Genomic DNA, 22893 nt, shown 5'->3' with positions numbered 1-22893 from the left:
TCCCCGGTGTTCAAAGCCTCTTGACCCCCTTGATACGTCCCGCCCGGGCCACGCGCGCTCGGGCGGTCTTCATCCGCAGGCCGCCGCGCTGGCCGCCGATCTTCAGGCCGGTGCCGGAGGAGAGCCAACCCGAGGAGATGTCGGCCGACTTGGCGGCGTTGGTCTCGGCGAGCGGGTCGTTGTCGGCGCGCCGGGCCAGCGCCATGATCCCGGGGACGACGAACGGGGCGAGCAGCAGGTCGTACAGGGAGGCCGTGAACAGCAGGCTGCCCAGGCCGACATGGCGGGCGGCGGTGTCGCCGACGAGGGCGCCGACACCGGCGTAGAGCAGGGTGGCGCCGATCGCGGCGGCGACCACGACGGCCATCGGGCCGGTGGCCGACTTCAGGCGGCCGTTCTCCGGTTTCGCCAAGCCGGCGAGGTAGCCGATGACGCAGAGCACGAGGGCGTAGCGGCCGGCCGCGTGGTCGGCGGGCGGGGCGAGGTCGGCGAGGAGGCCCGCGCCGAAGCCGATGAGGGCGCCCGTGACATGGCCGTAGACCATGGCCAGGCCGAGGACCGTGAGGAGCAGCAGGTCGGGGACGGCGCCCGGGAGGTGGAGGCGGGCGAGGACGCTCACCTGGATCACGAGGGCGACGACGACCAGCGGCACGGAGAGCAGGATCCGGTTGACACGCATGGGGAAGGCTCCTACTGCTGTTGCTGGCCGTCGACCGGCGCGTTCGCGGACGGGGTGACCGTGACGGTCACCGTCGGGATCGGGGTCGGCTTGGGCTTCGCCGGCAGGACCGTGTCACGCGGGTCCTTCTTCGGGGCCTCCACGACCACGCCGACGATGTCGAGCTTGGTGAAGTTGACGTACGGCGTGACGTACAGCGTGCGGGTCAGGCCGCCGCCGGAGGGGTCGACGCGGGAGACGACACCGACCGGGACGCCGGGCACGAACGGCTTGTCGGCCTGCGAGCCGAAGGTGACCAGACGGTCGCCCTTCCGCACCTCCGCCTTGCCGTTGAGGAGTTCGACGCGCAGCGGGCCGTCGCCCTCGCCGGAGGCGAAGCCGAGTTCGTCGCTGCCCTCCATGCGGGTGCCGACGGTGAAGTCGGGGTCGTTGGCGAGGAGGACGGTCGAGGCGTCCGGGCCGACGGTCGTCACGCGCCCGACCAGTCCGTTGCCGTTCAGGACGGTCATGTCGCGCTTGATGCCGTCGTTGGCGCCGACGTCGATGGTGATCGTCCAGGAGAAGCTCTGGGCGGCTCCTATCGCGATGACCTGGGCGCCCTTGATGCCGTACTGGCCCTCGCCGGCCACCTTCAGCATCTTGTCGAGCTGGGTCAGGCGGCTGCGGTTGCGGTCGTCGCTACCGAGCTTCGCCTTGAGGGCCGCGTTCTCCTTCTCCAGGACGGCGAGCCGGTCGTGCCGCTCACCGGAGTCGCGGACCGCGGAGACCGCGTCACCGACCGGGTCGACGGCGGACGACACGCCGTTCTCGATCGGGCCGAACACGGTGGCCGCGGCCCGGCGGGCCCCGTCGACCGGCGAGTCCTGCCCTCCCCGGATATCCACCGTGATCAACGCGAACGCTACGGCGATCAGCAGCACCAGGAGCAGCCGGCTCTCTCGTGTGTCCCTCACGTGCGGCGGCCGTGCCTTCCTCATAGAAATGTGCAGAGGTACAGGTATGCAGGTGTGGTGTGTGCGGGAGTTGTCCGTGCGGATGGATACGGAGGCTCATGTCGGAGCCTATGCCTCCGTATCAACGATCCGCCGCACGAGAGGAGATCATCCCGTACGGCGGAATCGAAGCGTTACGTCATCTGCGCGGCTGGGCGTCCAGAACCTGCTGGAGCGCCTCGAACTCCTCGACGCACTTGCCGGAGCCGAGCGCCACGCTGTCCAGCGGGTCCTCGGCGATGTGGATCGGCATGCCGGTCTCCCGGCGCAGCCGCTCGTCGAGACCCTTCAGCAGGGCTCCGCCGCCGGTCAGAACGATTCCTCGGTCCATGATGTCGCCGGACAGCTCCGGCGGGCACTTGTCGAGGGTCGTCTTCACCGCGTCGACGATCGCGTTGACGGGCTCTTCGATCGCCTTGCGGACTTCGCCGGCGGAGATGACAACGGTCTTGGGCAGGCCGGAGACCAGGTCCCGGCCGCGGATTTCGGTGTGCTGGTCGTCGTCGAGGTCGTACGCGGAACCGATCGTGATCTTGATCTGCTCAGCCGTCCGCTCACCCAGAAGGAGCGAGTACTCCTTCTTGATGTGCTGGATGATCGCGTTGTCCAACTCGTCGCCCGCGACGCGGATGGACTGGGCGGTGACGATGCCACCGAGCGAGATGACCGCGACCTCCGTGGTGCCGCCGCCGATGTCCACCACCATGTTGCCCGTGGCCTCGTGGACCGGCAGGCCGGAACCGATGGCCGCGGCCATGGGCTCCTCGATGATGTGCACCTGGCGGGCGCCGGCCTGGGACGACGCCTCGATGACGGCACGGCGCTCGACGCCCGTGATGCCCGAGGGCACGCAGACGACGACGCGGGGGCGGGCCAGATAGCGCCGCTTGTGGATCTTCAGGATGAAGTAGCGGAGCATGCGCTCGGTGATCTCGAAGTCGGCGATGACACCGTCCTTCAGCGGACGTACGGCAACGATGTTGCCGGGCGTGCGCCCGATCATCTTCTTGGCTTCGGAGCCGACCGCGAGAATGCCACCGGTGTTGGTGTTGATCGCGACGACGGACGGCTCGTTGAGTACGATCCCGCGACCCCTGACGTACACCAGCGTGTTGGCGGTCCCGAGGTCGACAGCCATGTCACGGCCGATGAACGACATTGAGTTCCCCATCAGGATTCGTCTGGCCTTCCTGGGAGCTTTTGAGGGCTTTTCAGGTCGGCGAAGTGGGTGCTGTGACGTGATGGCTTCCATCGTAGACGCGCCATCACGAACACTGCGCGAGGGTCTTCGCCATTGTCAGCATGTGAGGCGCCGCCTCGCTTGTGGAGACGGCCCAACGGGGGCACTCGTTCCCCCGATCGGCACGCATATGCCAAGAGACGGCCGGAAAAACGCGGCCGTCCCTGGTCAGGCATGTGGGTTACTGATGGAGATTCAGACGCGCCCGGGGAAGAAGATCTTCACCTCGCGTTCGGCGGACTCCTCCGAGTCCGAGGCGTGGATCAGGTTCTCGCGCACGATGACTCCGAAGTCCCCGCGGATCGACCCCGGCGCGGCGGCGATCGGGTCGGTCGGACCGGCCAGCTGGCGTACGCCCTCGATGACCCGCTCGCCCTCGACGATCAGGGCGACGACCGGACCGGAGGCCATGAACTCCACCAGCGGCTCGTAGAAGACCTTGCCCTTGTGCTCGCCGTAGTGCTGCTCCAGGGTGTCCTGGTCCAGGGTGCGCAGCTCCAGCGCGGTGATCTGCCAGCCGGCCTTGCGCTCGATCCGGCTGATGATCTCGCCGGTCAGGCCACGACGTACGGCGTCGGGCTTGAGCAGGACGAGGGTGCGCTGGGTCACGACGGGACTCCTTCGGATCATGATGTGCGGGTCGGCTCACGGTCGTGGCACGGTCGTCTCACGACAAACCCGAGGTTACAGGGCGTGTCCACGCGTCCATTACGCAGCGTCAGGTGTAGTGGAGCCGGCCTGCGCGGCCTGTGCCGCGAACCGTGCCTTCGCCTCGTCGATCTTCCGGCCGTAGTGCACCGAGGCCCACCACAGGGCCGCGAAGATCGCCCCGAGGAAGAACATCGACGGCACGACGACGCCCGACGCGATCAGCGCGATCTGTAGCGCCCAGCCGAGCGCGATGCCGGCCGGCCGGGTCACCACGCCGCACAGCGCGACGGACAGGAACATCGCGATCCCGCACACCGTCCACACGGTGGAGGTGGTCAGGTCCGGGTCCTTCATGGCGACCAGACCGGCGAAGCCGATCACGAAGAACTCGCCGATCAGCGTGGAAGAACAGAGCGTACGCACGGAAAGTCAGCCCCTCCCCAGGAGCAGTCGGGCTTCACCGACGGTGATGACGGAACCGGTGACGAGCACGGCGCCGCCCGCGAACTCGCCGTCCTCCTCGGCCAGCGTGATCGCGGCCTCCAGGGCGTCCGGCAACCGTGGCTCGACCTGCACCCGCTCGTCGCCGAACACCTCGACGGCGATCCCGGCCAGCTCGTCCACGTCCATCGCGCGATGACTGGAGTTCTGCGTGACGACGACCTCGGCGAACATCGGCTCGAACGCTTCGAGCAGCCCGCGGACGTCCTTGTCCCCGCTGGCTCCGACGACGCCGATCAGCCGGCTGAAGTCGAACGCCTCGGCCACGGCCTCGGCGGTCGCACGGGCGCCCGCCGGGTTGTGCGCCGCGTCCAGCACGACGGTCGGCGACCGCCGCACCACCTCCAGCCGCCCCGGCGAGGTCACGGACGCGAACGCCTTCCGGACCGTGTCGATCGCGAGGGGGTCGGGCCGCTGGGCGCCCACCCCGAAGAACGCTTCTACGGCGGCGAGCGCCACGGCGGCGTTGTGCGCCTGATACGGGCCGTGCAGCGGGAGGTAGATCTCCTCGTACTCGCCGCCGAGGCCGCGCAGGTTGATCAGCTGCCCGCCGACCGCGACGCTCCGGGACACGACACCGAATTCGAGCCCTTCCCGGGCCACGGTCGCGTCCACCTCGACGGCCTTCTTCAGCAGCACCTGCGCCGCGTCCACCGGCTGCTGCGCCAGGATCACGGTCGCGTCCTGCTTGACGATGCCGGCCTTCTCGGTGGCGATCTCGCCGGTCGTCCCGCCGAGGCGGTCGGTGTGGTCGAGGTCGATGGGGGTGACCACGGCCACGGCCGCGTCGATCACGTTCGTCGCGTCCCAGCTGCCGCCCATGCCGACCTCTACGACGGCCACGTCGACCGGCGCGTCCGCGAACGCGGCGTACGCCATGCCCGTGAGCACCTCGAAGAACGACAGCCGGAACTCCTGCTGCGCGTCCACCATCTCGATGTACGGCTTGATGTCCTCGTACGTCTCGATGAAGCGCTCGGCGGAGATCGGGGCGCCGTCGAGGCTGATGCGCTCGGTGATCGACTGGACGTGCGGGGAGGTGTAGCGGCCGGTGCGCAGTTCGAAGGCGCCGAGGAGGGCCTCGATCATGCGGGCCGTGGAGGTCTTGCCGTTCGTGCCGGTGATGTGGATCGAGGGGTACGAGCGCTGGGGGTCGCCCAGGACGTCCATCAGCGCGGCGATGCGGCTGACCGACGGCTCCAGCTTGGTCTCGCCCCAGCGGGAGGCCAGCTCGGTCTCCACCTCGCGCAGGGCCTTGTCCAGCGCGGGGTCTTCTGGGCGGCCGGGGACGTCTGTCTGGGGGGCGCCGGTGCCCTGGGTGCGGAGGGTGCGGCTGCCGGCCTCGATGACCGCGAGGTCGGGGTCGCGGTCGGTCTCGGCCTCGATGATCTCGTCGAACGGGTCGCTGTCAGTCACGTGGGCCAGTCTACGGAGGTTGGGGTGGTCTTTCGTCTGCGGGCCCGGTGGGGGGCTTTCGTCTGCGGGCCCGGTGGGGGCTGGTCGCGCAGTTCCCCGCGCCCCTGGGTAAGCGAAGGCACCCGGAGCTACAAAGCTTCGGGTGCCTTCGCTGACGTACTGACGCCTACGCCTCCGGCAAGCCGGCCAGCTGGGCCGTGATGCGGGTGATGTCCTCGTCGGCCTTGGCCAGGCGGGCGCGGATCTTCTCCACCACCTGGTCCGGAGCATTCGCCAGGAACGCCTCGTTGCCGAGCTTGCCCTCGGCCTGCTGGCGCTCCTTCTCCGCCGCCGCCAGGTCCTTCGCGAGGCGCTTCCGTTCCGCCGCGATGTCGATCGTGCCGGAGAGGTCGAGGGCGACCGTGGCGCCGCCGACCGGGAGGGTGGCCGTGGCCGCGAAGGCGTCGCCCTCGGGCTGGAGGCGGAGGAGCTGGCGGATGGCGGCCTCGTGGGGCGCCAGTGCCGTGCCGTCCAGCGTGAGGCGGGCCGGGACGCGCTGGCCGGGCTGGAGGCCCTGGTCGTTGCGGAAACGGCGGACCTCGGTGATGACCTGCTGGAGGGTCCCGATCTCCTTCTCGGCCGCCGTGTCACGGAAGCCCGAATCCTGCGGCCAGTCCGCGATGACCAGCGACTCGCCGCCCGTCAGCGTCGTCCATAGTGTCTCCGTGACGAACGGGACGATCGGGTGGAGCAACTTCAGGGTGACGTCGAGGACTTCGCCCAGGACGCGGCCGGAGACCTTCGCGGGCTCGCCGCCCGCCATGAACGTCGTCTTGGACAACTCGACGTACCAGTCGAAGACTTCGTCCCACGCGAAGTGGAACAGCGCGTCCGAGAGCTTCGCGAACTGGTAGTCCTCGTAGAGCGCGTCGACTTCGGCGACCGTGGAGTTCAGGCGGGACAGGATCCAGCGGTCCGTCGCCGACATCTCCGACGCGTCGGGCAGGTCGCCCTCGACCGTCGCGCCGTTCATGAGGGCGAAACGGGTCGCGTTCCAGAGCTTGTTGGCGAAGTTGCGGGAGCCCTGGACCCACTCCTCGCCGATCGGGACGTCGACGCCCGGGTTGGCGCCGCGCGCGAGGGTGAAACGGAGCGCGTCGGAGCCGTACTTGTCCATCCAGTCGAGCGGATTGACCGCGTTCCCGAAGGACTTGGACATCTTCTTGCCGAACTGGTCGCGGACCATGCCGTGCAGGGCGATGGTGTGGAACGGCGGGGTGCCGTCCATCGCGTAGAGGCCGAACATCATCATCCGGGCGACCCAGAAGAAGAGGATGTCGTAGCCGGTGACCAGGACGGAGTTCGGGTAGAACTTCGCGAGCGACTCGGTCTGTTCGGGCCAGCCGAGGGTGGAGAAGGGCCACAGGCCGGAGGAGAACCAGGTGTCGAGGACGTCGGTGTCCTGGTGCCAGCCCTCGCCCGTCGGGGCCTCGTCGTCGGGGCCGACGCAGACGACCTCGCCCTCCGGGCCGTACCAGACCGGGATGCGGTGGCCCCACCACAACTGCCGTGAGATGCACCAGTCGTGGAGGTTGTCGACCCAGTCGAAGTAGCGCTTCTCCATCTCCTGGGGGTGGATCTTGACCCGGCCGTCACGGACCGCGTCGCCGGCCGCCTTCGCGAGCGGGGCGACCTTGACCCACCACTGCATGGACAGTCGCGGCTCGATGGTCGTCTTGCAGCGCGAGCAGTGGCCGACCGAGTGGACGTACGGCCGCTTCTCGGCGACGATCCGGCCCTCGGCGCGCAGGGCGGCGACGATCGCGGAGCGGGCTTCGAGGCGGTCCTGGCCCTGGAAGGGGCCGGGGACGGTGATGACCGCGTGCTCGTCCATGACCGTGATGGCCGGGAGGTCGTGCCGCTGGCCGATCTCGAAGTCGTTCGGGTCGTGGGCCGGGGTGACCTTGACGGCACCCGTGCCGAACTCGGGGTCGACGTGCTCGTCCGCGACGACCGGGATGGATCGGTCGGTCAGCGGCAGCTTGATGAGCTTGCCGACGAGGTGCTTGTAGCGCTCGTCGCCGGGGTGAACGGCGACGGCCGTGTCACCGAGCATGGTCTCGGCGCGCGTTGTGGCGACGACGATGGTCTCGTCCCCGTCGCCGTACTTCATGGAGACGAGCTCGCCGTCGTCGTCCTGGTACTCGACCTCGATGTCGGAGATCGCGGTGAGACAGCGCGGGCACCAGTTGATGATGCGCTCGGCGCGGTAGATCAACTCGTCGTCGTAGAGCCGCTTGAAGATGGTCTGGACGGACTGGGAGAGACCCTCGTCCATGGTGAAGCGCTCGCGGGACCAGGCGACGCCGTCGCCGAGGCGGCGCATCTGGCCGGAGATCTGGCCACCGGACTCGCCCTTCCACTGCCAGACCCGCTCGACGAAGGCCTCGCGGCCCAGGTCGTGGCGGGACTTGCCCTCCTTGCCCAGCTCGCGCTCGACGACGTTCTGCGTGGCGATGCCGGCGTGGTCCATGCCGGGCTGCCACAGCGTCTCGTAGCCCTGCATGCGCTTGCGGCGGGTGAGGGCGTCGATGAGCGTGTGCTCGAAGGCGTGCCCGAGGTGCAGGCTGCCCGTGACGTTCGGCGGCGGGATGACGATCGTGTACGGCGGCTTCTCGCTCTTCGCGTCCGCCTCGAAGTAACCCCGCTCCACCCAGCGCTCGTACAGCGGCCCCTCTACATCGGCCGGCGCGTACTGGGTCGGCAGTTCGGAGTCGGGCGCTGGTGGCTGCTGCTGAGCGTTCTCGGTCACGGGCCCAGTTTAGGGGTGTCGCGGGGGTGTCCCGAAACGCGTTTGTTCTGTAACGGTGCGCCCCCCGATGCTCTGCGCTTCCTGTGACTGGGCCAGGATGTCGGGATCACATAAGCATCTGGAGGGGAACCCAGAAATGAGCTACAACCAGCCGGGCCCGTACGACGGGCAGCCTCAGCAGCCCGGTCCGTACGGTCAGCCGGGTCCCTACGGCCAGCCTCCCCAGCAGGCGCCGCAGGGCGCCCCCCAGCCCGGCTACGGCTACCCCCAGCAGGCTCCCCCCGCCCAGCCCGGCTACGGCTACCCGGCGCAGCCCCAGCCCCCGCAGGGCGTCCCGCCGCAGGGCCCCTACGGCCAGCCGCAGCCGCCGTACGGCCAGCAGGCGCCGTATGGCCAACCTCCTTACGGGCAGGCCCCGTACGGTGTTCCGCAGCCTCCGGCGGGCGGCGGGAAGAAGAAGACCGGGCTCATCATCGGGGCGGTGGCGGTCGTCGCCGCCATCGGCGTGGGCGTGTACTTCGTGCTCGGCTACACCGGGTCGTCCGGTCTCGCGGACGACGGTCCGCACAAGCTGACGACGCCGGCGAAGGTGCTCGGCGACTACAACCGGGCGACCAAGGACGGCGACACCAGCGACAACGGCTCGTCGACCGTGAAGGACCTGGAGAAGAGCGGCGTCAAGAACGGCACCGCCGTCTTCGGCGCCTACACGACGGCCGACCTGAGCGGCTACGACCCGAACGACCCCTCCACCGCGCCCGGTCAGGCGGAACTCCTCACGGCCAAGGGCGTCTCACTCATCGGCGCCTACGGCAAGATCGCCGATCCGAAGAAGGCCCTGGACGCGTTCTTCGCGGACATCCAGAAGGACGTCAAGGAGAGCAACTCCTCCAGCAGCAGCTCGACGGGCGGCAGCGAACTGATCGGGCAGCCCGAGTCGGTCGACGTCAACGGCGCGGTCATGAAGTGCCAGGCGACCAAGGCGACCAACCAGTTGACCAAGAAGCAGCAGACCGACTGGTTCTGCGCCTGGGCCGACTACAGCACCATCGCGATGGTCTCCCCCGGCGACAACACGGCCGACGTGTCGAAGGACACCGCCGTCTCCATGACCACCAAGCTCCGCAAGGAAGTCCGGGTGAAGATCTGACCCCGTAGGCCCGCCTCAACTACGAAGGGCGCCCGGTCGGTTGACCGACCGGGCGCCCTTCGTGTCGTACAGGAAGCGGCTGTAGCGGCTACGCCGTCTTCTGCTCGCCCGGGCCGCGGCCCCGCGCGTCGCGCGGGATCAGGGTCGGGTTGACGTTCGACAGGACGACGTCCGCCGTGATGACGACCCGGGCCACGTCCTTGCGGGACGGGACCTCGTACATGACGCCCTGGAGGACTTCCTCCATGATGGCGCGCAGGCCGCGGGCGCCGGTCTGGCGGAGGATGGCCTGGTCGGCGATGGCTTCGAGGGCCTCGCGCTCGAAGTCCAGCTCCACGCCGTCGAGTTCGAAGAGGCGCTCGTACTGCTTGACGAGCGCGTTGCGCGGCTCGATGAGGATCTGGAGCAGGGCCTCGCGGTCCAGGTTGTGGACCGAGGTGATGACGGGCAGCCGGCCGATGAACTCGGGGATCATGCCGAACTTCACCAGGTCCTCGGGCATGACGTCCTCGAACTGGTCCTTGGCCTGCAACTCCCGCTTCGAGCGGATCGTCGCGCCGAAGCCGATGCCCTTCGCGCCGGCCCTGGACTCGATGAGCTTCTCCAGGCCCGAGAAGGCGCCGCCCACGATGAACAGGACGTTCGTCGTGTCGATCTGGATGAACTCCTGGTGCGGGTGTTTACGGCCGCCCTGCGGCGGGACCGAGGCCGTCGTGCCCTCCAGGATCTTCAACAGGGCCTGCTGGACGCCCTCGCCGGACACGTCGCGGGTGATCGACGGGTTCTCGCTCTTGCGGGCGACCTTGTCGATCTCGTCGATGTAGATGATGCCCGTCTCGGCCTTCTTGACGTCGTAGTCAGCGGCCTGGATGAGCTTCAGCAGGATGTTCTCGACGTCCTCGCCGACATAGCCCGCCTCCGTGAGCGCGGTCGCGTCGGCGATCGCGAACGGCACGTTCAGCATGCGGGCCAGGGTCTGGGCGAGGAGGGTCTTGCCCGAGCCCGTGGGGCCGAGCAGGAGGATGTTGGACTTCGCCAACTCGATGGCGTCCTCGCGGCTCTGACCGCCGCCGTGCTCACCGGCCTGGACGCGCTTGTAGTGGTTGTACACCGCGACCGAGAGGGCCTTCTTCGCCGACTCCTGGCCGACGACGTAGCCCTCAAGGAACTCGTAGATCTCGCGGGGCTTGGGGAGTTCCTCCCAGCGGACCTCGCTCGTCTCCGCGAGTTCTTCCTCGATGATCTCGTTGCAGAGGTCGATGCACTCGTCGCAGATGTACACACCGGGCCCTGCGATGAGCTTCTTGACCTGCTTCTGGCTCTTGCCGCAGAACGAGCACTTGAGCAGATCGCCGCCGTCACCGATGCGTGCCACGGTGTGCTTCCCCTTCGCCTGGGAGACGCCTAGGTCCAGCGACTCCTGGTGCTGCCTTATGTCCGACGGTACCTTGCCGGGCCCCCCGTTCGGGCCCCCCTTGGCACGGTTCACTTCCACGTGGACGTGCCAAGGGGTGGTGGACGATACAGGGTCCGGGTCAGTGGACGTCGGCGTTGTTCATCTTCCGGGTGGAGATGATCTGGTCGATCAGGCCGTACGACAGGGCGTCCTCGGCCGTGAGGATCTTGTCGCGCTCGATGTCCTCGCGGATCTTCTCGATCGGCGTCTTCGAGTGCTTGGCCAGCAGGTCCTCCAGCTGCGCACGCATCCGGAGGATCTCGTTCGCAGCGATTTCGAGGTCGGAGACCTGGCCCCGACCCGTCTCGCTGTACGGCTGGTGGATCAGCACGCGCGCGTTCGGCAGCGCCATGCGCTTGCCCGGCGTACCGGCGGCCAGCAGGACGGCGGCGGCGGACGCGGCCTGGCCCATGCAGACCGTCTGGACATCCGGCTTCACAAACTGCATCGTGTCGTAGATCGCGGTCAGCGCCGTGAAAGAGCCACCAGGGCTGTTGATGTAGATCGAGATGTCGCGGTCCGGGTCCATCGACTCCAGGCACAGCAGCTGCGCCATGACGTCGTTGGCCGACGCGTCGTCGATCTGGACACCGAGGAAGATCACGCGCTCCTCGAAGAGCTTCGCGTACGGGTCGTACTCACGCACGCCCTGCGAGGTGCGCTCCACGAAGCGCGGGATCACGTAACGGGACTCGGCGGCGGGACCCGTGTATTCGGCGCGTGCGTGCTCGTACAGGCCGTTGCCGGGGAAGTCGTTCACTGTCTCTCTCCTAGGGGCTGTGACGGTCGGCTGGGGGCTGTGCTGGGGCATCAGGCCCCGGTGCCGCCGCCGCCCGGCATACCGGCGGCCGTGGGAATCACGTCGTCGATGAGGCCGTAGTCCTTGGCCTCGTTCGCGTCGAACCAACGGTCGCGGTCCGAGTCGCGGGTGACCTGCTCGATGCTCTGGCCCGTGTGCTGGGACGTGAGCTCGGCCATGCGTCGCTTGGTGTGCAGCAGCCGCTCCGCGTGGATCTTGATGTCGGAGGCCGAACCGGCCAGACCGGCGGAGGGCTGGTGGATCAGGATCTCGGCGTTCGGCAGCGCGAAGCGCTTGCCCGGGGTACCCGCGCTGAGAAGGAACTGGCCCATGGAGGCGGCGAGGCCCATGGCGATGGTCACCACGTCGTTCTTGATGAACTGCATGGTGTCGTAGATCGCCATGCCGGCCGTGATCGAGCCGCCGGGGCTGTTGATGTAGAGGTAGATGTCCTTGTCGGGGTCGGCGGCAAGGAGGAGGAGCTGCGCGGTGATCTTGTTGGCGATGTCGTCGTCGACCGCCTGGCCGAGAAAGATGATCCGCTCACCGAGCAGCCGGTTGTAGACCTGGTCGCCGAGGCCACCGATAGAGGGCTCGCCGGCGGCTGTAGGCATCAGATTCGTCACGTATCCACCTGCTCGTCTTTACGACGGCGCCGGGCCGTCTCACCGTGTACTGCCGGGGGCAATGGGGACTCCCCTGCCCTCGTATTCATGGACCCTAACGCGCGGGTCCCTTCGGAGAATCCCGCAAAGGGAACTGTTCGCTGTCAGCACATCGCTGCGCCGGCCTGAGCGGAATCCCCTGGGGTGGGGTGGTTGCGCTTGTATCGGGGCTGCGGGTCGGTGGGGGCTTGTCGCGCAGTTCCCCGCGCCCCTTCGGGGGCGCGCCCAGTGAACGTAGACAAAGGGGCCCCGGGGCTTGTCGCATCCCCGGGGCCCCTCGTTCGCTGCTTACGCCTCGGTCGGCTCCTCGGCGGCCTCGGCCGTCTCGGTGGGCGTCTCGGTGGGCGTCTCGGTGGGCGTCTCGTCGTCCTCGTCGTCCAGGTCGACGATCTCGCCGTTGGTGTCCTTCACCGTGGCGGCCTCGACCACTACGGCCAGGGCCTTGCCTCGGGCCACCTCGCCGACGAGGAGGGGGACCTGGCCGCCTTCGACGACGGCCTGGGCGAACTGGTCGGGGGACATGTTGGAGGAGGCCGCGCGGCGCATGAGGTGCTCGGTGAGCTCCTCCTGGTTGACGTTCAGCTTCTCCTTGTTGACGAGCTCGTCGAGGACGAACTGCGTCTTGATGCCCTTGACCGCGGCTTCCTTGGTCTCGGTGTCGAACTCCTCGGCCGTCTTGCCCTGGATCTCCAGGTACTTGTCGAGGTCGAGGCCCATCTGGCCGAGCTGGTGGTGCTCCAGGTTGTGCTTGCGGGTGTTGATCTCGTCCTCAAGCAGCTTCTCGGGGACGGGCACCTCGACGAGCTCCAGCAGCTTCTCCAGGACGCGCTCCTGGGCCTGCGTGGCCTGGTCGTACTGCTTCATGTTCTCCAGGCGCTTGCGGCTGTCCGCGCGCAGCTCCTCCAGAGTGTCGAACTCGGAGGCGAGCTGGGCGAACTCGTCGTCCAGCGCGGGCAGTTCGCGGGCGGCGACCTGGGTGACCTTGACGGTGACCTGGGCCTCCTGGCCGGCCGCGGAGCCGCCCTTGAGCTCGGAGGCGAAGGTGGCCTCGCCGCCGGCCTCCAGGCCGGTCACGGCCTCGTCGATGCCTTCGAGCAGCTCGCCGGAGCCGATGGTGTAGGAGATGCCCTCGGCGACACCGTCCTCCAGGACCTCGCCGTCGACCTTGGCCTCCAGGTCGAGGGTGACGACGTCACCGTCGGCGGCGGCGCGCTCGACCGGGGAGGTCGCCGCGAAGCGCTCGCGGAGCTGCTCGACCGACTCGTCGATGTCCGCTTCGCTGACCTCCACGGCGTCGACCTCGACCTCGATGCCCGAGTAGTCCGGGATCTCGATGGTCGGGCGGATGTCGACCTCGGCGGTGAAGTTCAGCGTCTCGCCGTCCTTCAGCTCCGTGATGTCGACCTCGGGCTGGCCGAGCGGGTTGAGCTCCGCCTCGTTGACCGCCTCGGTGTAGAACTTCGGAAGCGCGTCGTTGACCGCCTCCTCCAGGACCGCACCGCGGCCGAACCGCTGGTCGATGACGCGAGCCGGGATCTTGCCCTTCCGGAAGCCCTTCACCGTGACCTGCTGGTTGATCTTCTTGTACGCCGCGTCGAGGCTGTCCTTGAGCTCCTCGAAGGGCACCTCGATGCTGAGCCGAACCCGGGTCGGGTTCAGGGTCTCCACGGCGCTCTTCACGGTTCGGTCTCCTTGGGGGCTGACTTCTTGGGTTGCGGACCCAGACAGGTCCGGCGTTTTCTGGTCGCCCGGAGGACTTCAGAGTGTGAGAGACACACGGGCGCGCAGCTTGCATAGTAGCCGCAGCGACGAGACCCCCCAAAAGGCGATCCCGCGAGGTACTGGTGTGATACCGGTCCCGGAGGTCCGGCATGTGGTCGGGGTGGCGGGATTTGAACCCACGGCCTTCCGCTCCCAAAGCGGACGCGCTACCAAGCTGCGCCACACCCCGTCTGGTGCGACACGTAGGGTACATGCCCGCAGGCGGTCGGGCCGCCGCATTTCACGAGCGCCGGGGTGCCGGACGGGGCAGGGGGAATGCGGTGTGCGCTCAGGGCACCCGACCCGCTACGATGCCTTCTGTGCCGCGGTCGTCTGACCTGCGGCGCGTCATGTGCGGGCGTAGCTCAATGGTAGAGCACTAGTCTTCCAAACTAGCTACGCGGGTTCGATTCCCGTCGCCCGCTCCATACGACTCAGGGCCAGGTCGGAGAATCACTTCTCCGACCTGGCCCTGAGTCGTTCCCGGAGTCCCGCCCTTGCCGGCGTCTCAGAAGCTGATCGAGTTGATCGTCTCCGCCAGCGAGTTTATGAACCGGTTGATGGACGGAGCCATACCGGTCGAGGCGAGGAAGAAGCCGAAGAGGATCGCGACTATGGCTGGGCCGGCCTTGATCGATCCCCCTCGGATCAACACCACCAGGATGATCGCCAACAGCAGCACCACAGACAGTGAAATGGCCACAACTGATCACACCCTCGGTCGGTCCGCTCTCCCGGCCCGGGGACGCAACCCGCGCACCCCGCCAGAACCATCGTGCCACCAACGCGGCCCACCTATGCGGCGGGTGACGCATCGTTGGTCGCAAAGGTTCGGCAGAGATGCGTTCGCAGTCCGTTCGCATTATTGGCATGCGCACATGAACAGGCCTTCACCGTGTGCCATTTTGCGCCTTTTGATCGGGATGAATCGTGACATCGTGAATAGATTCCGGACGCGCGTCCGATGGTTTCACCGATTCCCACAGGCAACGCTAGGGTGCCTCAGATGTTCCACGTTGACACGCCCCCGGGCCAGAACGAACAGAGCAAACAGAGCGAAAAGAACGAACAACCCAAATCGCGCGACGCGTTCTTCGACAACGCGAAGTACCTGGCGATCCTGTTGGTCGCCATCGGGCACTCCTGGGAGCCCCTGAAGGGCGACAGCAGAGTGCTCCAGGGCCTGTACATGGTCGTGTACACCTTCCACATGCCGGCGTTCATCGTCATCTCCGGCTATTTCTCCCGCAGTTTCGACTTGAGCCCCGCCCGACTGAAGCGGCTCCTCACCGGTGTCGCGCTGCCGTACATCGTCTTCGAGATCGCGTACTCGCTCTTCAGCCGCTACGCCAACGACGACCCGCACCAGCAGATCACCCTGCTCGACCCGCTGTATCTCACCTGGTTCCTCTGCTCGTTGTTCATCTGGCGGCTGACCACCCCGATCTGGAAACTGGTCCGGCACCCGCTGCCGGTCGCCCTCGGCATCGCCATGCTCGCCTCCTGCACCCCGGCCATGACCGACGACTTCGATCTCCAGCGGACGGCGCAGTTCCTGCCGTACTTCGTGCTCGGCCTGGTCCTGAAGCCCGAGCACTTCCGGCTGGTGCGGCGGCGCGAGGCGCGGATGCTGGCGGTGCCGGTGTTCGCGAGTGCGCTGGTCTTCGGCTACTGGGCGGTGCCGCGGATGAACGCCAGCTGGCTCTACCACCACGACTCCGCGCAGGAGTTCGCGGCGCCCTGGTGGGTCGGGCCCGTGATGATGCTCGCGATGTTCGGCTGCTCGCTGCTGCTGACCGCGGCCTTCTACTCCTGGGTGCCGAGCCGGACGACCTGGTTCACGGCGCTCGGCGCGGGCACGCTGTACGGCTATCTGCTGCACGGCTTCCTGATCAAGGGGGCCGGTTACGCGGGCCTGTACGACCACGCCTGGCTGCACCGGCCCTACGGCGTCGCCCTGGTGACCGCCCTCGCGGTCACCGCCGTCACGCTGTTGTGCACCCCGCCCGTACGCCGGGTGTTCCGCTTCGCGGTCGAGCCGGACATGGAGTGGGCGTTCAAGCGGGAAGCGGCCGAAGTCGCCCGTCAGCGGCAGAGGACTCTGGTGAGCTGAGCACCCGGGGTGCCTCAGGCGCCCTTCAGGTGCCTCATCAGACGCTCGAAGTCCGCCCATCCGGTGAGGTCCGAGGGGTCGCCGCGGAACGGGTAGTACAACGCCGGGCGCCTCTTCGGGCCCAGCTCGCGCGGCGGCCGGGGCAGCGGGGTGCGCCTGGCCCGGTCGCCGGGCAGCTCCCGCACCTCCTCGGCGCCGAGGACGAAAGCGTACGGGACACCGGGCCCCTCGAAGCGCGGCGGTACGGACAGGTCGCGGCGGGCCCGGCGGACCTGGACCAGCATCGACTGGAGATCGTGCCGGGTGGCGAGGACCTCCGCCGCCCGGGTCACCTCGGCGTCCGTCGGCACCGTCTCGCCCGGGCCGTAGCCGAACGCCAGCGTGACGTCCTCCTCCACACCGCCCTCGGTACGGCTGATCCGGACCGTCGCGAGGCCCGGGCGCTCCGGACCGCCGACGACCACCAGCCAGGTCGGCTCGGGCACCCGCTCGTAGGCCACATCCGTCAACTGGCGCAGTGACCAGGGCAGGTTGGCGGGCTCCTCGGTGCCCCAGCCGGCCGGCGGCTCACCGGTGAGCTCACGCCATACGGCCTCCAGCGCGCCGCCGAGCACGAGCCGCTCGTCCGCCGGGTGGACGGCCCGGAAGGACACGGCCAGCTGGCGTTCGCCGTCGTCGGCGGCCTCGGGGGTGAACGACTCGGCCAGGGGGGTGCGGGGGTCCTCCGCCGTCGCGTCCGGGGACCCGGCCGTCACGAACAGGCCGTTGTCCCAGCGCAGTACGGCTCCGGACAGTCCGTCGTAGTAGCCGTCCTTCTTGTCCTGCACCACCCAGCGCGAGGGCCAGCCCGGCAGGTTGCCGCGGACCGCCGGGGACAGGCGCGTGCCGGCGGGGGTGACGATCTGGAGGCCCAGTCCGGCGTCGGCGACGGCCTTGAAGGCGTTCGAGAGCCAGGCGGTCATCGCGACCACCGGGCGGTCCTGGATCACCACGGCGACCTTGTCGGTGAGCACGTCCACGGCGGGCTGCGCCGCGGCCGGGGCCGGCACCGCGCGCACCCCGTCGGTGTCGACCACCGCCAGCGACCGCGCGGCCTGCGGCGGCCAGACGGTGCCGCCGACCAGGGTGGCGACGCGGGCCGCGAAGGTACCGGCGAGTTCCTCGGCCTCCTTGACACCGGTGGTGGCACGGGCCTCGGTCCACCAGTACGGCACCTCGGGCTCGGTCGCCCCGAGCAGCCGCCGCGCCTCTCCCCCGACCCGCACCAGCAGGGGTGCCTCGACGGAGACCAGGGGACGGCCCCGCTCGTCGCAGAGCTGCACCACCGCGCCGTCTCCCTCGACGCCCGCCAGCATGTCCGGGCCACCGGCCAGCAGCCCCGCGAGCACGCTCAGCGGGTCGGGCATCGTCCTGGTGAGAGCGACGACATCCTTCGTCATGGGTACCTCGTCCCGTTGCCTGTTCCCACCGGGTCCTGCCTGTGTCCCGTGTGGACGGTCTGGATCAGCCGGTTCGGCTCGCCCCTGCGGACCAGGACGCCGCGGCCGGACGGCTGCCGGCCGGCGTACACACCGGGGAAGAGCTGGCCCTCGCTGCGGTCGCCCGCCATCACCAGCGCCGAGGCCCCGGACTCGCGCAGGCTCTGCAGCAGCGGCTCGTACAGGCCTCGGGAGGCGCCCGCGACCCGGCGGGTGAGGACGAAGTGGAGGCCGATGTCCTGGGCCGAGGGGATGTACGGCAGGAAGGGGGCGAGCGGTTGCTGGCCGGCGGTGGTGAGGACGTCGTAGTCGTCGACGAGGATCACGATCCGCGGGCCCGAGCCCCAGCTGCCGGGTTCCAGGTCCGCGCCGTCCGCGCTCTCGTCGGGCAGCCGCTTCTCCAGTTCGCCGGCGATGCCCGCGGACAGGCCCGCGCACAGCTTGGCGTTGTAGGCGTAGCCGCCCCGGTACTCCTCCGGGACGGCGCCGCGCAGTCCACGGCGCGGGTCCATGACGCCGAAGACCAGTTCGTCCTCGCTGTAACGCTCGATCAGGCCCTCCGCGACGGCCCTGAGGAGGTTGGTCTTGCCGCACTCGCTGTCGCCCATGATCAGCAGGTGCTGGTCGTGCTCGAACAGGTCGAGCAGGACGGGCGCCAACTGGGTCTGGTCGAGGCCGATCGGGACCCGGCGCGGTTCGGCCGCCGGGCCGGGCAGCAGGTGCGGCTCCAGGATCTGCGGCAGCACTCTGACCGGCTGGGCGGTCTCGCCCGACCAGGTCGCGCGGATCGTACGGGCCGTGCGTTCCAGGACCGTGCCGAGGTCGGCCGTGTCGGCGACGCCGTCCGTGCGGGGCAGGGCGACCTGGGCGAAGAGCTTGGTGTCGGTGAGGACGCGTCCCTTCTCGTCGGACGAGAGGGTCTGCGCGAGCTTGCGCTCGATGCTGGACTCGCCTGCGTCGTTCAGCCTGAGCTCCACCCGGGTGCCGAACTGGGACTGGGCGGCGATGCGCACGTCGTTCCAGCGCAGCATGCCGGCGACCACGTGGATGCCGTAGCCGCTGCCGCGCTTGAGGATGTCGCCGACCCCTTCGTCGAGTTCCTCGAAGTCGTCGCGCAGGGCACCGAAGCCGTCGACGAGCAGCACGATCTCCGTGGAGGCCAGCTCGGGGACGCGGCCCGCGGCACGCAGGGTGCGCAGCTGCTCCAGGGAGTCGATGCGGTGGCGGCGGAACAGCTCCTCCCGCTGGTCCAGCATGCCGCGCACGGAGTCGACGGTGCGGGCGCACCGCTCCCGGTCGGCGCGGCCGGCCACCCCGCCCACGTGCGGCAGGCCGGACAGCGCCTGGAGACCGCCGCCGGCCAGGTCGAGGCCGTAGACGCCGACCTCCTGCGGGGTGTGGGTGAGCGCCAGGGACAGGGCCAGGGTGCGCAGCAGGGTGGTCTTGCCGGACTGGGGGCCGCCGATGACCGCGGCGTGTCCGCCGGCCACCGTGAGGTCCAGGTGCCACTGGCCCTGCCACTGCCGGGCCGGATCGTCCAGGATGCCCAGCGGCACCTGGAGCGGGCCCCGGCGGCGGGCCAACTGCATACCGCGCGCGCCGACTTCGACGGGTCCGGCGACCTGGTCGAGGGCGACGGCGCCGGGCAGCGGGGGCAGCCAGATCTGGCGTACGGGGCGGGTGTCGGCGTTCTCGATCTGCTGGACCATGACGGCCATCTCGGTCAGCCCGGTCTCCCGGCGCCGCATCTGCGGCTCGGCGGGGCTCGAACTGTCCTCCAGGCCCAGGGTGTTGTACGCCGGATACTCCAGGGCGAGCGGCCCGGTCTCCTCGGTGTCGCGCCGGACGGGGCCTCGGTAGGCGCCGGAGACGTAGCCCGCCTTGAACCGCTCGTAGTGGCTGGTGTCGACCTTGAGGTAGCCGAAGCCCGGCAACGGCGGGAGGTGGAAGGCGTCCGTGGTGTCGAGGACCGTGCGGGACTCGTCGGCGGAGAAGGTACGCAGGCCGAGCCGGTACGACAGATAGGTGTCCAGGCCCTTGAGCTTGCCGCCCTCGATGCGCTGGCTGGACAGCAGCAGGTGGACGCCGATGGAGCGGCCGATGCGGCCGATGGACAGGAACAGGTCGATGAAGTCCGGCTTGGCGGTGAGGAGTTCGCCGAACTCGTCGATCACGACGAACAGGTGGGGCAGCGGGTCGAGGTCGGGGCGCTTCTCGGCCCGCAGGGCGGCGTAGTGGCCGATGTCGGCGACATTGCCCGCCTCCTTGAGGACCTGCTGGCGCCGCTTGACCTCGCCGGCGAGCGAGGCGTGGACGCGTTCGACGAGACCGGCCTGGTTCTCCAGGTTGGTGATCACACCCGCCACGTGCGGGACGTCCGCGAAGGGGGCGAAGGTGGCTCCGCCCTTGTAGTCGACGAGGACCAGCGCGAGATCCTCCGGCGGATGGGTGGCGAGCAGCGCGAGGACGAGGGTGCGCAGCAGCTCCGACTTGCCGGAACCGGTGGCACCGACGCAGAGGCCGTGCGGGCCCATGCCCAGCTCGGAGGACTCCTTCAGGTCGAGGAGCATGGGTTCGCGGCTGTCGCCGACGCCGATCGGGACGCGCAGGAAGGCACGTTCGCCGCGTGGCGCCCACAGCCGGTCCAGATCGAGATCGGCTACGTCGTCGATGCCGAGCAGCTCCGCGAAGTCGACCGGACCGGTCAGCGGGGAACCGACCAGGGACTCCGCGGACAGCCGCAGCGGGGCGAGCATCCGGGCCAGGCCCTCGGCGAGGGCCGTGCCGACCTCGTCGACCAGGCCGTGGGCGCTGATCGGCTCGGCCTCACGCAGGTCCTCGATGACGATCCGGGCGCCGTCGACAGTGATGCGCACGCCGACGCTGCCGGGCTCCCGTACCCGCTCGTCGAGCAGGTGCAGCACGGTGACGCCCATGTCCCGCAGGCCGACCGCGTCGTCGGGGCGCGGCAGGTCGACGGCGTCGTCCCCGTGCGCGTCGGCGACGACGAGGAGCCGGGAGGTCATGCCGAGCGCGTCCCGGCCGGACATGCCGCGGCGCACCTCGGCCGCGTAGGAGGCGCGGCGGCGCAGCTCACCGCCGATCTGCCGGGCGAGCTGGGGCAGCGAGGGGGCGATACGGCGGGCGGCGACCGGGCCGTCGAACTGCTCGGTGTCCAGCAGGTGCGGCAGCCACTTGGCCCACTCCCAGTCGGCCAGCCGGTCGCCGGGGGCCGCGACGGCCAGGGCCACGTCGTCGGGCGCGTGGGTGGCGGCGGCCTGGACGAGCAGCGCGCGGGCGACGCGCAGGGTGTCCTCGCGCGGGCCGATGACGCTGATATTGCCGACGCGGTCGAGCGGGACGGTGAGCGGCAGTTCGGTGCCGGTGCTGAAGCGGGCGGTCAGCGCGGAGGCCTCGTTGAGCATGAACCGGTCGGGCGGGGTGAGCGCGGAGGAGCCCTGCTGGGCGACCCGCAGATCGCGCACCGGCATCTGACCGGTGCCGACGCGCACCCGCAGGAAGTCCCCGTCCGTCCGGCGCCGTTCCCACAGCCGGGCGGGGTCGCGCACGATGTCGTAGAGCGCGTCCGGCGGCGGGTTGAGCACCTGGGCGCGCTCGCGCCGTTCGCGTTCCTCCTGCGCCAGTTGTTCGCGCAGGTCCTCCAGGTAGGCCAGGTAGGCCTCGCGCTGGGTGCGGCGGACGCGCTGGGCCTTGCCCCGCTGGGAGAAGGCCATGGCGAGGGAGCCGGCCAGGGTGACGACGAGGATGATCGCGCCGAGCCCGGCGAACTGGCTGTTGCGCACGATGGTCATCATCACGACGGACGACATGACCCCGGCGACGGGCAGCAGCGAGTGCAGCACGGAGCCGGCCTTGCCCTCGGGCAGGTTGGGCGGCGCCTCTATGGTGTCGGCCTCGGGGACGGCCGCCGGCCGGGTGGTGCGTGCGGGGCGGTGGATCAGTCGGGTGCTCATCTTCGGTGCCTCGTCCTCGGGTTCGTTCGGTTCCGCGGTCCTTCCTGTCGGGCGGTCAGCGCTGCTTCTGGGAGAGCTGGAAGACGTCGGCGGCCAGCCGGGTGGCGGCGTGCCGGGTGGCCCGGGCGAGGAGATCCGTACGGATGGTGCCGCCGGACGCGAGATGGCGGTCGTAGGGCAGGACCCGCACGGTGACTCCGGCTTCGGTCAGCTCCCGGGTCGCCCTGCCGAGGTCGACGCCGGGGTGCGGTGCGACCTCCGTGAGGACGACGACGGTGGAGGCCAGCACGTGCGGGGGCAGGTTGCGCATCCACTCCAGGACGGCGCGGGTGCTGGCGATGCCCTCCAGCGTCGCGGGCACGGTGAGCACCCGGGCCTGCGCGGCGGACAGCGCGGTACGGGCGACCTCGGCGGGCAGGGTCTCGCAGTCGACGACGGTCACGCCGAAGAAACGGCGCAGCGACACCATGACCCGCTCGTAGCCCGTGGTGTCGAGCATGGCGCCGACCCGGCCCTGGCTGCCGGGCAACAGCCAGGCGTTGCCGGGGAGTTGGACCAGGTAGCCGGTGACGTCGAGCAGCGACATCTGCGGTTCCACCAGTCCGGCGAGGTCACCGGTGGTCCAGCGCAGGGTCTCCGCGCCGAGCCGCAGCGGCAGCGAGCCGAGCGCCGGGTCGGCCTCGACGAGGAGCACCGGGTCCTGGCGGTAGTGGGCGTAGGTGGCGCCCAGCAGCGCGGCGACCGTCGTCTTGCCGGAGCCACCGCGGATCGACGTCACCGCGATCTGCCGCCCGGTGGTGACCGCCTGCTGGAGCACCTCGGCGGTCGCCGCGCTGTCGGCGACCTCGCGGGCCGCGGAGGAGGAGACGGTACGGCGTACGGCGCGCAGGGCACGGACACCGAACGCCTCACCCCGGCGCGGCTTGAGCGCGGCGGCGGCGAGCCGTTTGTCGAGCACGGGTCGGGAGTCGGGGGTGACGCGGTGCGCCGGCGGGGCCTGGTGGTGCTGGTGCTGGTGGTGCTGAGGAGGCGGGTCGGGGTACGCCTGCTGCTGGTGCTGAGGAGGCAGGTCGGGGTACGCCTGTGGCTGTTGCTGTTGTGGCTGTTGCGGCGGCACAGGCTGCTGATGCTGATACTGAGGCGTACCGCCTCTCAGATCGCGCAGCACGTCGCTCTGCCAGTTGTCCCCGTTCGGCATGTCGCCCTTCACTCCTGCCACTCTTGCCC

At 69.5% G+C, this 22893-nt stretch carries 17 protein-coding genes and 2 tRNA genes; 3 read left to right on the top strand and 16 right to left on the bottom strand.

From position 1 onward, the window contains the following. Positions 1-10: 10 nt before the first annotated feature. The 7 genes from mreD to OG194_RS31145 all read right to left on the bottom strand — a co-directional run bounded on the left by mreD (position 11) and on the right by OG194_RS31145 (position 8270). Positions 11-679 (bottom strand): rod shape-determining protein MreD, encoded by a 669-nt coding sequence (mreD, locus tag OG194_RS31175; RefSeq protein WP_327404111.1) that lies wholly within the window; start codon positions 677-679, stop codon positions 11-13. A gap of 11 nt (positions 680-690) precedes the next feature. Continuing rightward, positions 691-1632, bottom strand: coding sequence for a rod shape-determining protein MreC (gene mreC / locus OG194_RS31170; protein WP_327404110.1), 942 nt, complete (start codon positions 1630-1632; stop codon positions 691-693). Positions 1633-1810: 178 nt separating this feature from the next. After that, positions 1811-2830, bottom strand: coding sequence for a rod shape-determining protein (locus OG194_RS31165; protein WP_019065566.1), 1020 nt, complete (start codon positions 2828-2830; stop codon positions 1811-1813). Between the two features lie 276 nt (positions 2831-3106). After that, positions 3107-3520: a nucleoside-diphosphate kinase gene (ndk, locus tag OG194_RS31160; protein WP_327404109.1), complete on the bottom strand. Its 414-nt coding sequence runs from the start codon at positions 3518-3520 to the stop codon at positions 3107-3109. A 99-nt stretch (positions 3521-3619) separates the two neighbouring features. Further along, the gene (locus tag OG194_RS31155; RefSeq protein WP_327404108.1) at positions 3620-3985 is read right to left on the bottom strand and encodes a DUF4233 domain-containing protein; all 366 of its coding nucleotides are present in this window, start codon (positions 3983-3985) and stop codon (positions 3620-3622) included. A gap of 6 nt (positions 3986-3991) precedes the next feature. After that, the gene (gene folC, locus OG194_RS31150) at positions 3992-5479 is read right to left on the bottom strand and encodes a bifunctional tetrahydrofolate synthase/dihydrofolate synthase (protein ID WP_327404107.1); all 1488 of its coding nucleotides are present in this window, start codon (positions 5477-5479) and stop codon (positions 3992-3994) included. Between the two features lie 166 nt (positions 5480-5645). Continuing rightward, positions 5646-8270, bottom strand: coding sequence for a valine--tRNA ligase (locus OG194_RS31145; protein ID WP_327404106.1), 2625 nt, complete (start codon positions 8268-8270; stop codon positions 5646-5648). 136 nt (positions 8271-8406) lie between these two features. Here OG194_RS31145 and OG194_RS31140 point away from each other — a divergent pair, with 136 nt between their 5' ends. Then, positions 8407-9420, top strand: coding sequence for a hypothetical protein (locus OG194_RS31140; protein ID WP_327404105.1), 1014 nt, complete (start codon positions 8407-8409; stop codon positions 9418-9420). 88 nt (positions 9421-9508) lie between these two features. Here OG194_RS31140 and clpX read toward each other — a convergent pair whose 3' ends face one another. The 5 genes from clpX to OG194_RS31115 all read right to left on the bottom strand — a co-directional run bounded on the left by clpX (position 9509) and on the right by OG194_RS31115 (position 14291). Continuing rightward, the gene (gene clpX, locus OG194_RS31135; RefSeq protein WP_026151385.1) at positions 9509-10795 is read right to left on the bottom strand and encodes an ATP-dependent Clp protease ATP-binding subunit ClpX; all 1287 of its coding nucleotides are present in this window, start codon (positions 10793-10795) and stop codon (positions 9509-9511) included. Positions 10796-10955: 160 nt separating this feature from the next. Further along, entirely contained in the window at positions 10956-11636 is a 681-nt protein-coding gene (locus OG194_RS31130; protein WP_327404104.1) for an ATP-dependent Clp protease proteolytic subunit, read from the bottom strand. A gap of 50 nt (positions 11637-11686) precedes the next feature. Then, on the bottom strand, positions 11687-12289 hold the full coding sequence (locus OG194_RS31125) for an ATP-dependent Clp protease proteolytic subunit (RefSeq protein WP_327407260.1): 603 nt from the start codon (positions 12287-12289) through the stop codon (positions 11687-11689). Positions 12290-12628: 339 nt separating this feature from the next. After that, a complete protein-coding gene (gene tig, locus OG194_RS31120; protein ID WP_327404103.1) occupies positions 12629-14020 on the bottom strand; it encodes a trigger factor in 1392 nt (463 codons plus the stop codon). A 194-nt stretch (positions 14021-14214) separates the two neighbouring features. Beyond that, positions 14215-14291: transfer RNA gene (locus tag OG194_RS31115), tRNA-Pro, on the bottom strand. A 164-nt stretch (positions 14292-14455) separates the two neighbouring features. Between OG194_RS31115 and OG194_RS31110 the strand changes: the two genes are divergently transcribed. Then, positions 14456-14529 (top strand) — tRNA-Gly (locus OG194_RS31110). Between the two features lie 80 nt (positions 14530-14609). On the opposite strand, the gene OG194_RS31105 is transcribed toward OG194_RS31110, so the two are convergent. Next, positions 14610-14804, bottom strand: coding sequence for a hypothetical protein (locus tag OG194_RS31105; protein WP_026151384.1), 195 nt, complete (start codon positions 14802-14804; stop codon positions 14610-14612). Between the two features lie 303 nt (positions 14805-15107). Here OG194_RS31105 and OG194_RS31100 point away from each other — a divergent pair, with 303 nt between their 5' ends. Then, the gene (locus OG194_RS31100) at positions 15108-16214 is read left to right on the top strand and encodes an acyltransferase family protein (protein WP_327404102.1); all 1107 of its coding nucleotides are present in this window, start codon (positions 15108-15110) and stop codon (positions 16212-16214) included. Positions 16215-16228: 14 nt separating this feature from the next. Here OG194_RS31100 and OG194_RS31095 read toward each other — a convergent pair whose 3' ends face one another. The 3 genes from OG194_RS31095 to OG194_RS31085 are packed head-to-tail and all read right to left on the bottom strand — an operon-like array spanning position 16229 to position 22864. Then, positions 16229-17653: a DUF6177 family protein gene (locus OG194_RS31095; RefSeq protein WP_327404101.1), complete on the bottom strand. Its 1425-nt coding sequence runs from the start codon at positions 17651-17653 to the stop codon at positions 16229-16231. Then, complete coding sequence (gene eccCa, locus OG194_RS31090) at positions 17650-21666, bottom strand: type VII secretion protein EccCa (RefSeq protein WP_327404100.1); 4017 nt, start codon at positions 21664-21666, stop codon at positions 17650-17652. Before eccCa ends, OG194_RS31095 begins: the two co-directional genes overlap by 4 nt. Positions 21667-21721: 55 nt before the next feature. After that, on the bottom strand, positions 21722-22864 hold the full coding sequence (locus OG194_RS31085; protein WP_327404099.1) for a MinD/ParA family protein: 1143 nt from the start codon (positions 22862-22864) through the stop codon (positions 21722-21724). Between the last annotated feature and the right edge of the window lie 29 nt (positions 22865-22893).

It is taken from the genome of Streptomyces sp. NBC_01288 (assembly GCF_035982055.1).
In the GTDB taxonomy this organism is placed as follows: domain Bacteria; phylum Actinomycetota; class Actinomycetes; order Streptomycetales; family Streptomycetaceae; genus Streptomyces.
This window is presented reverse-complemented; position numbering and strand designations above follow the sequence as displayed.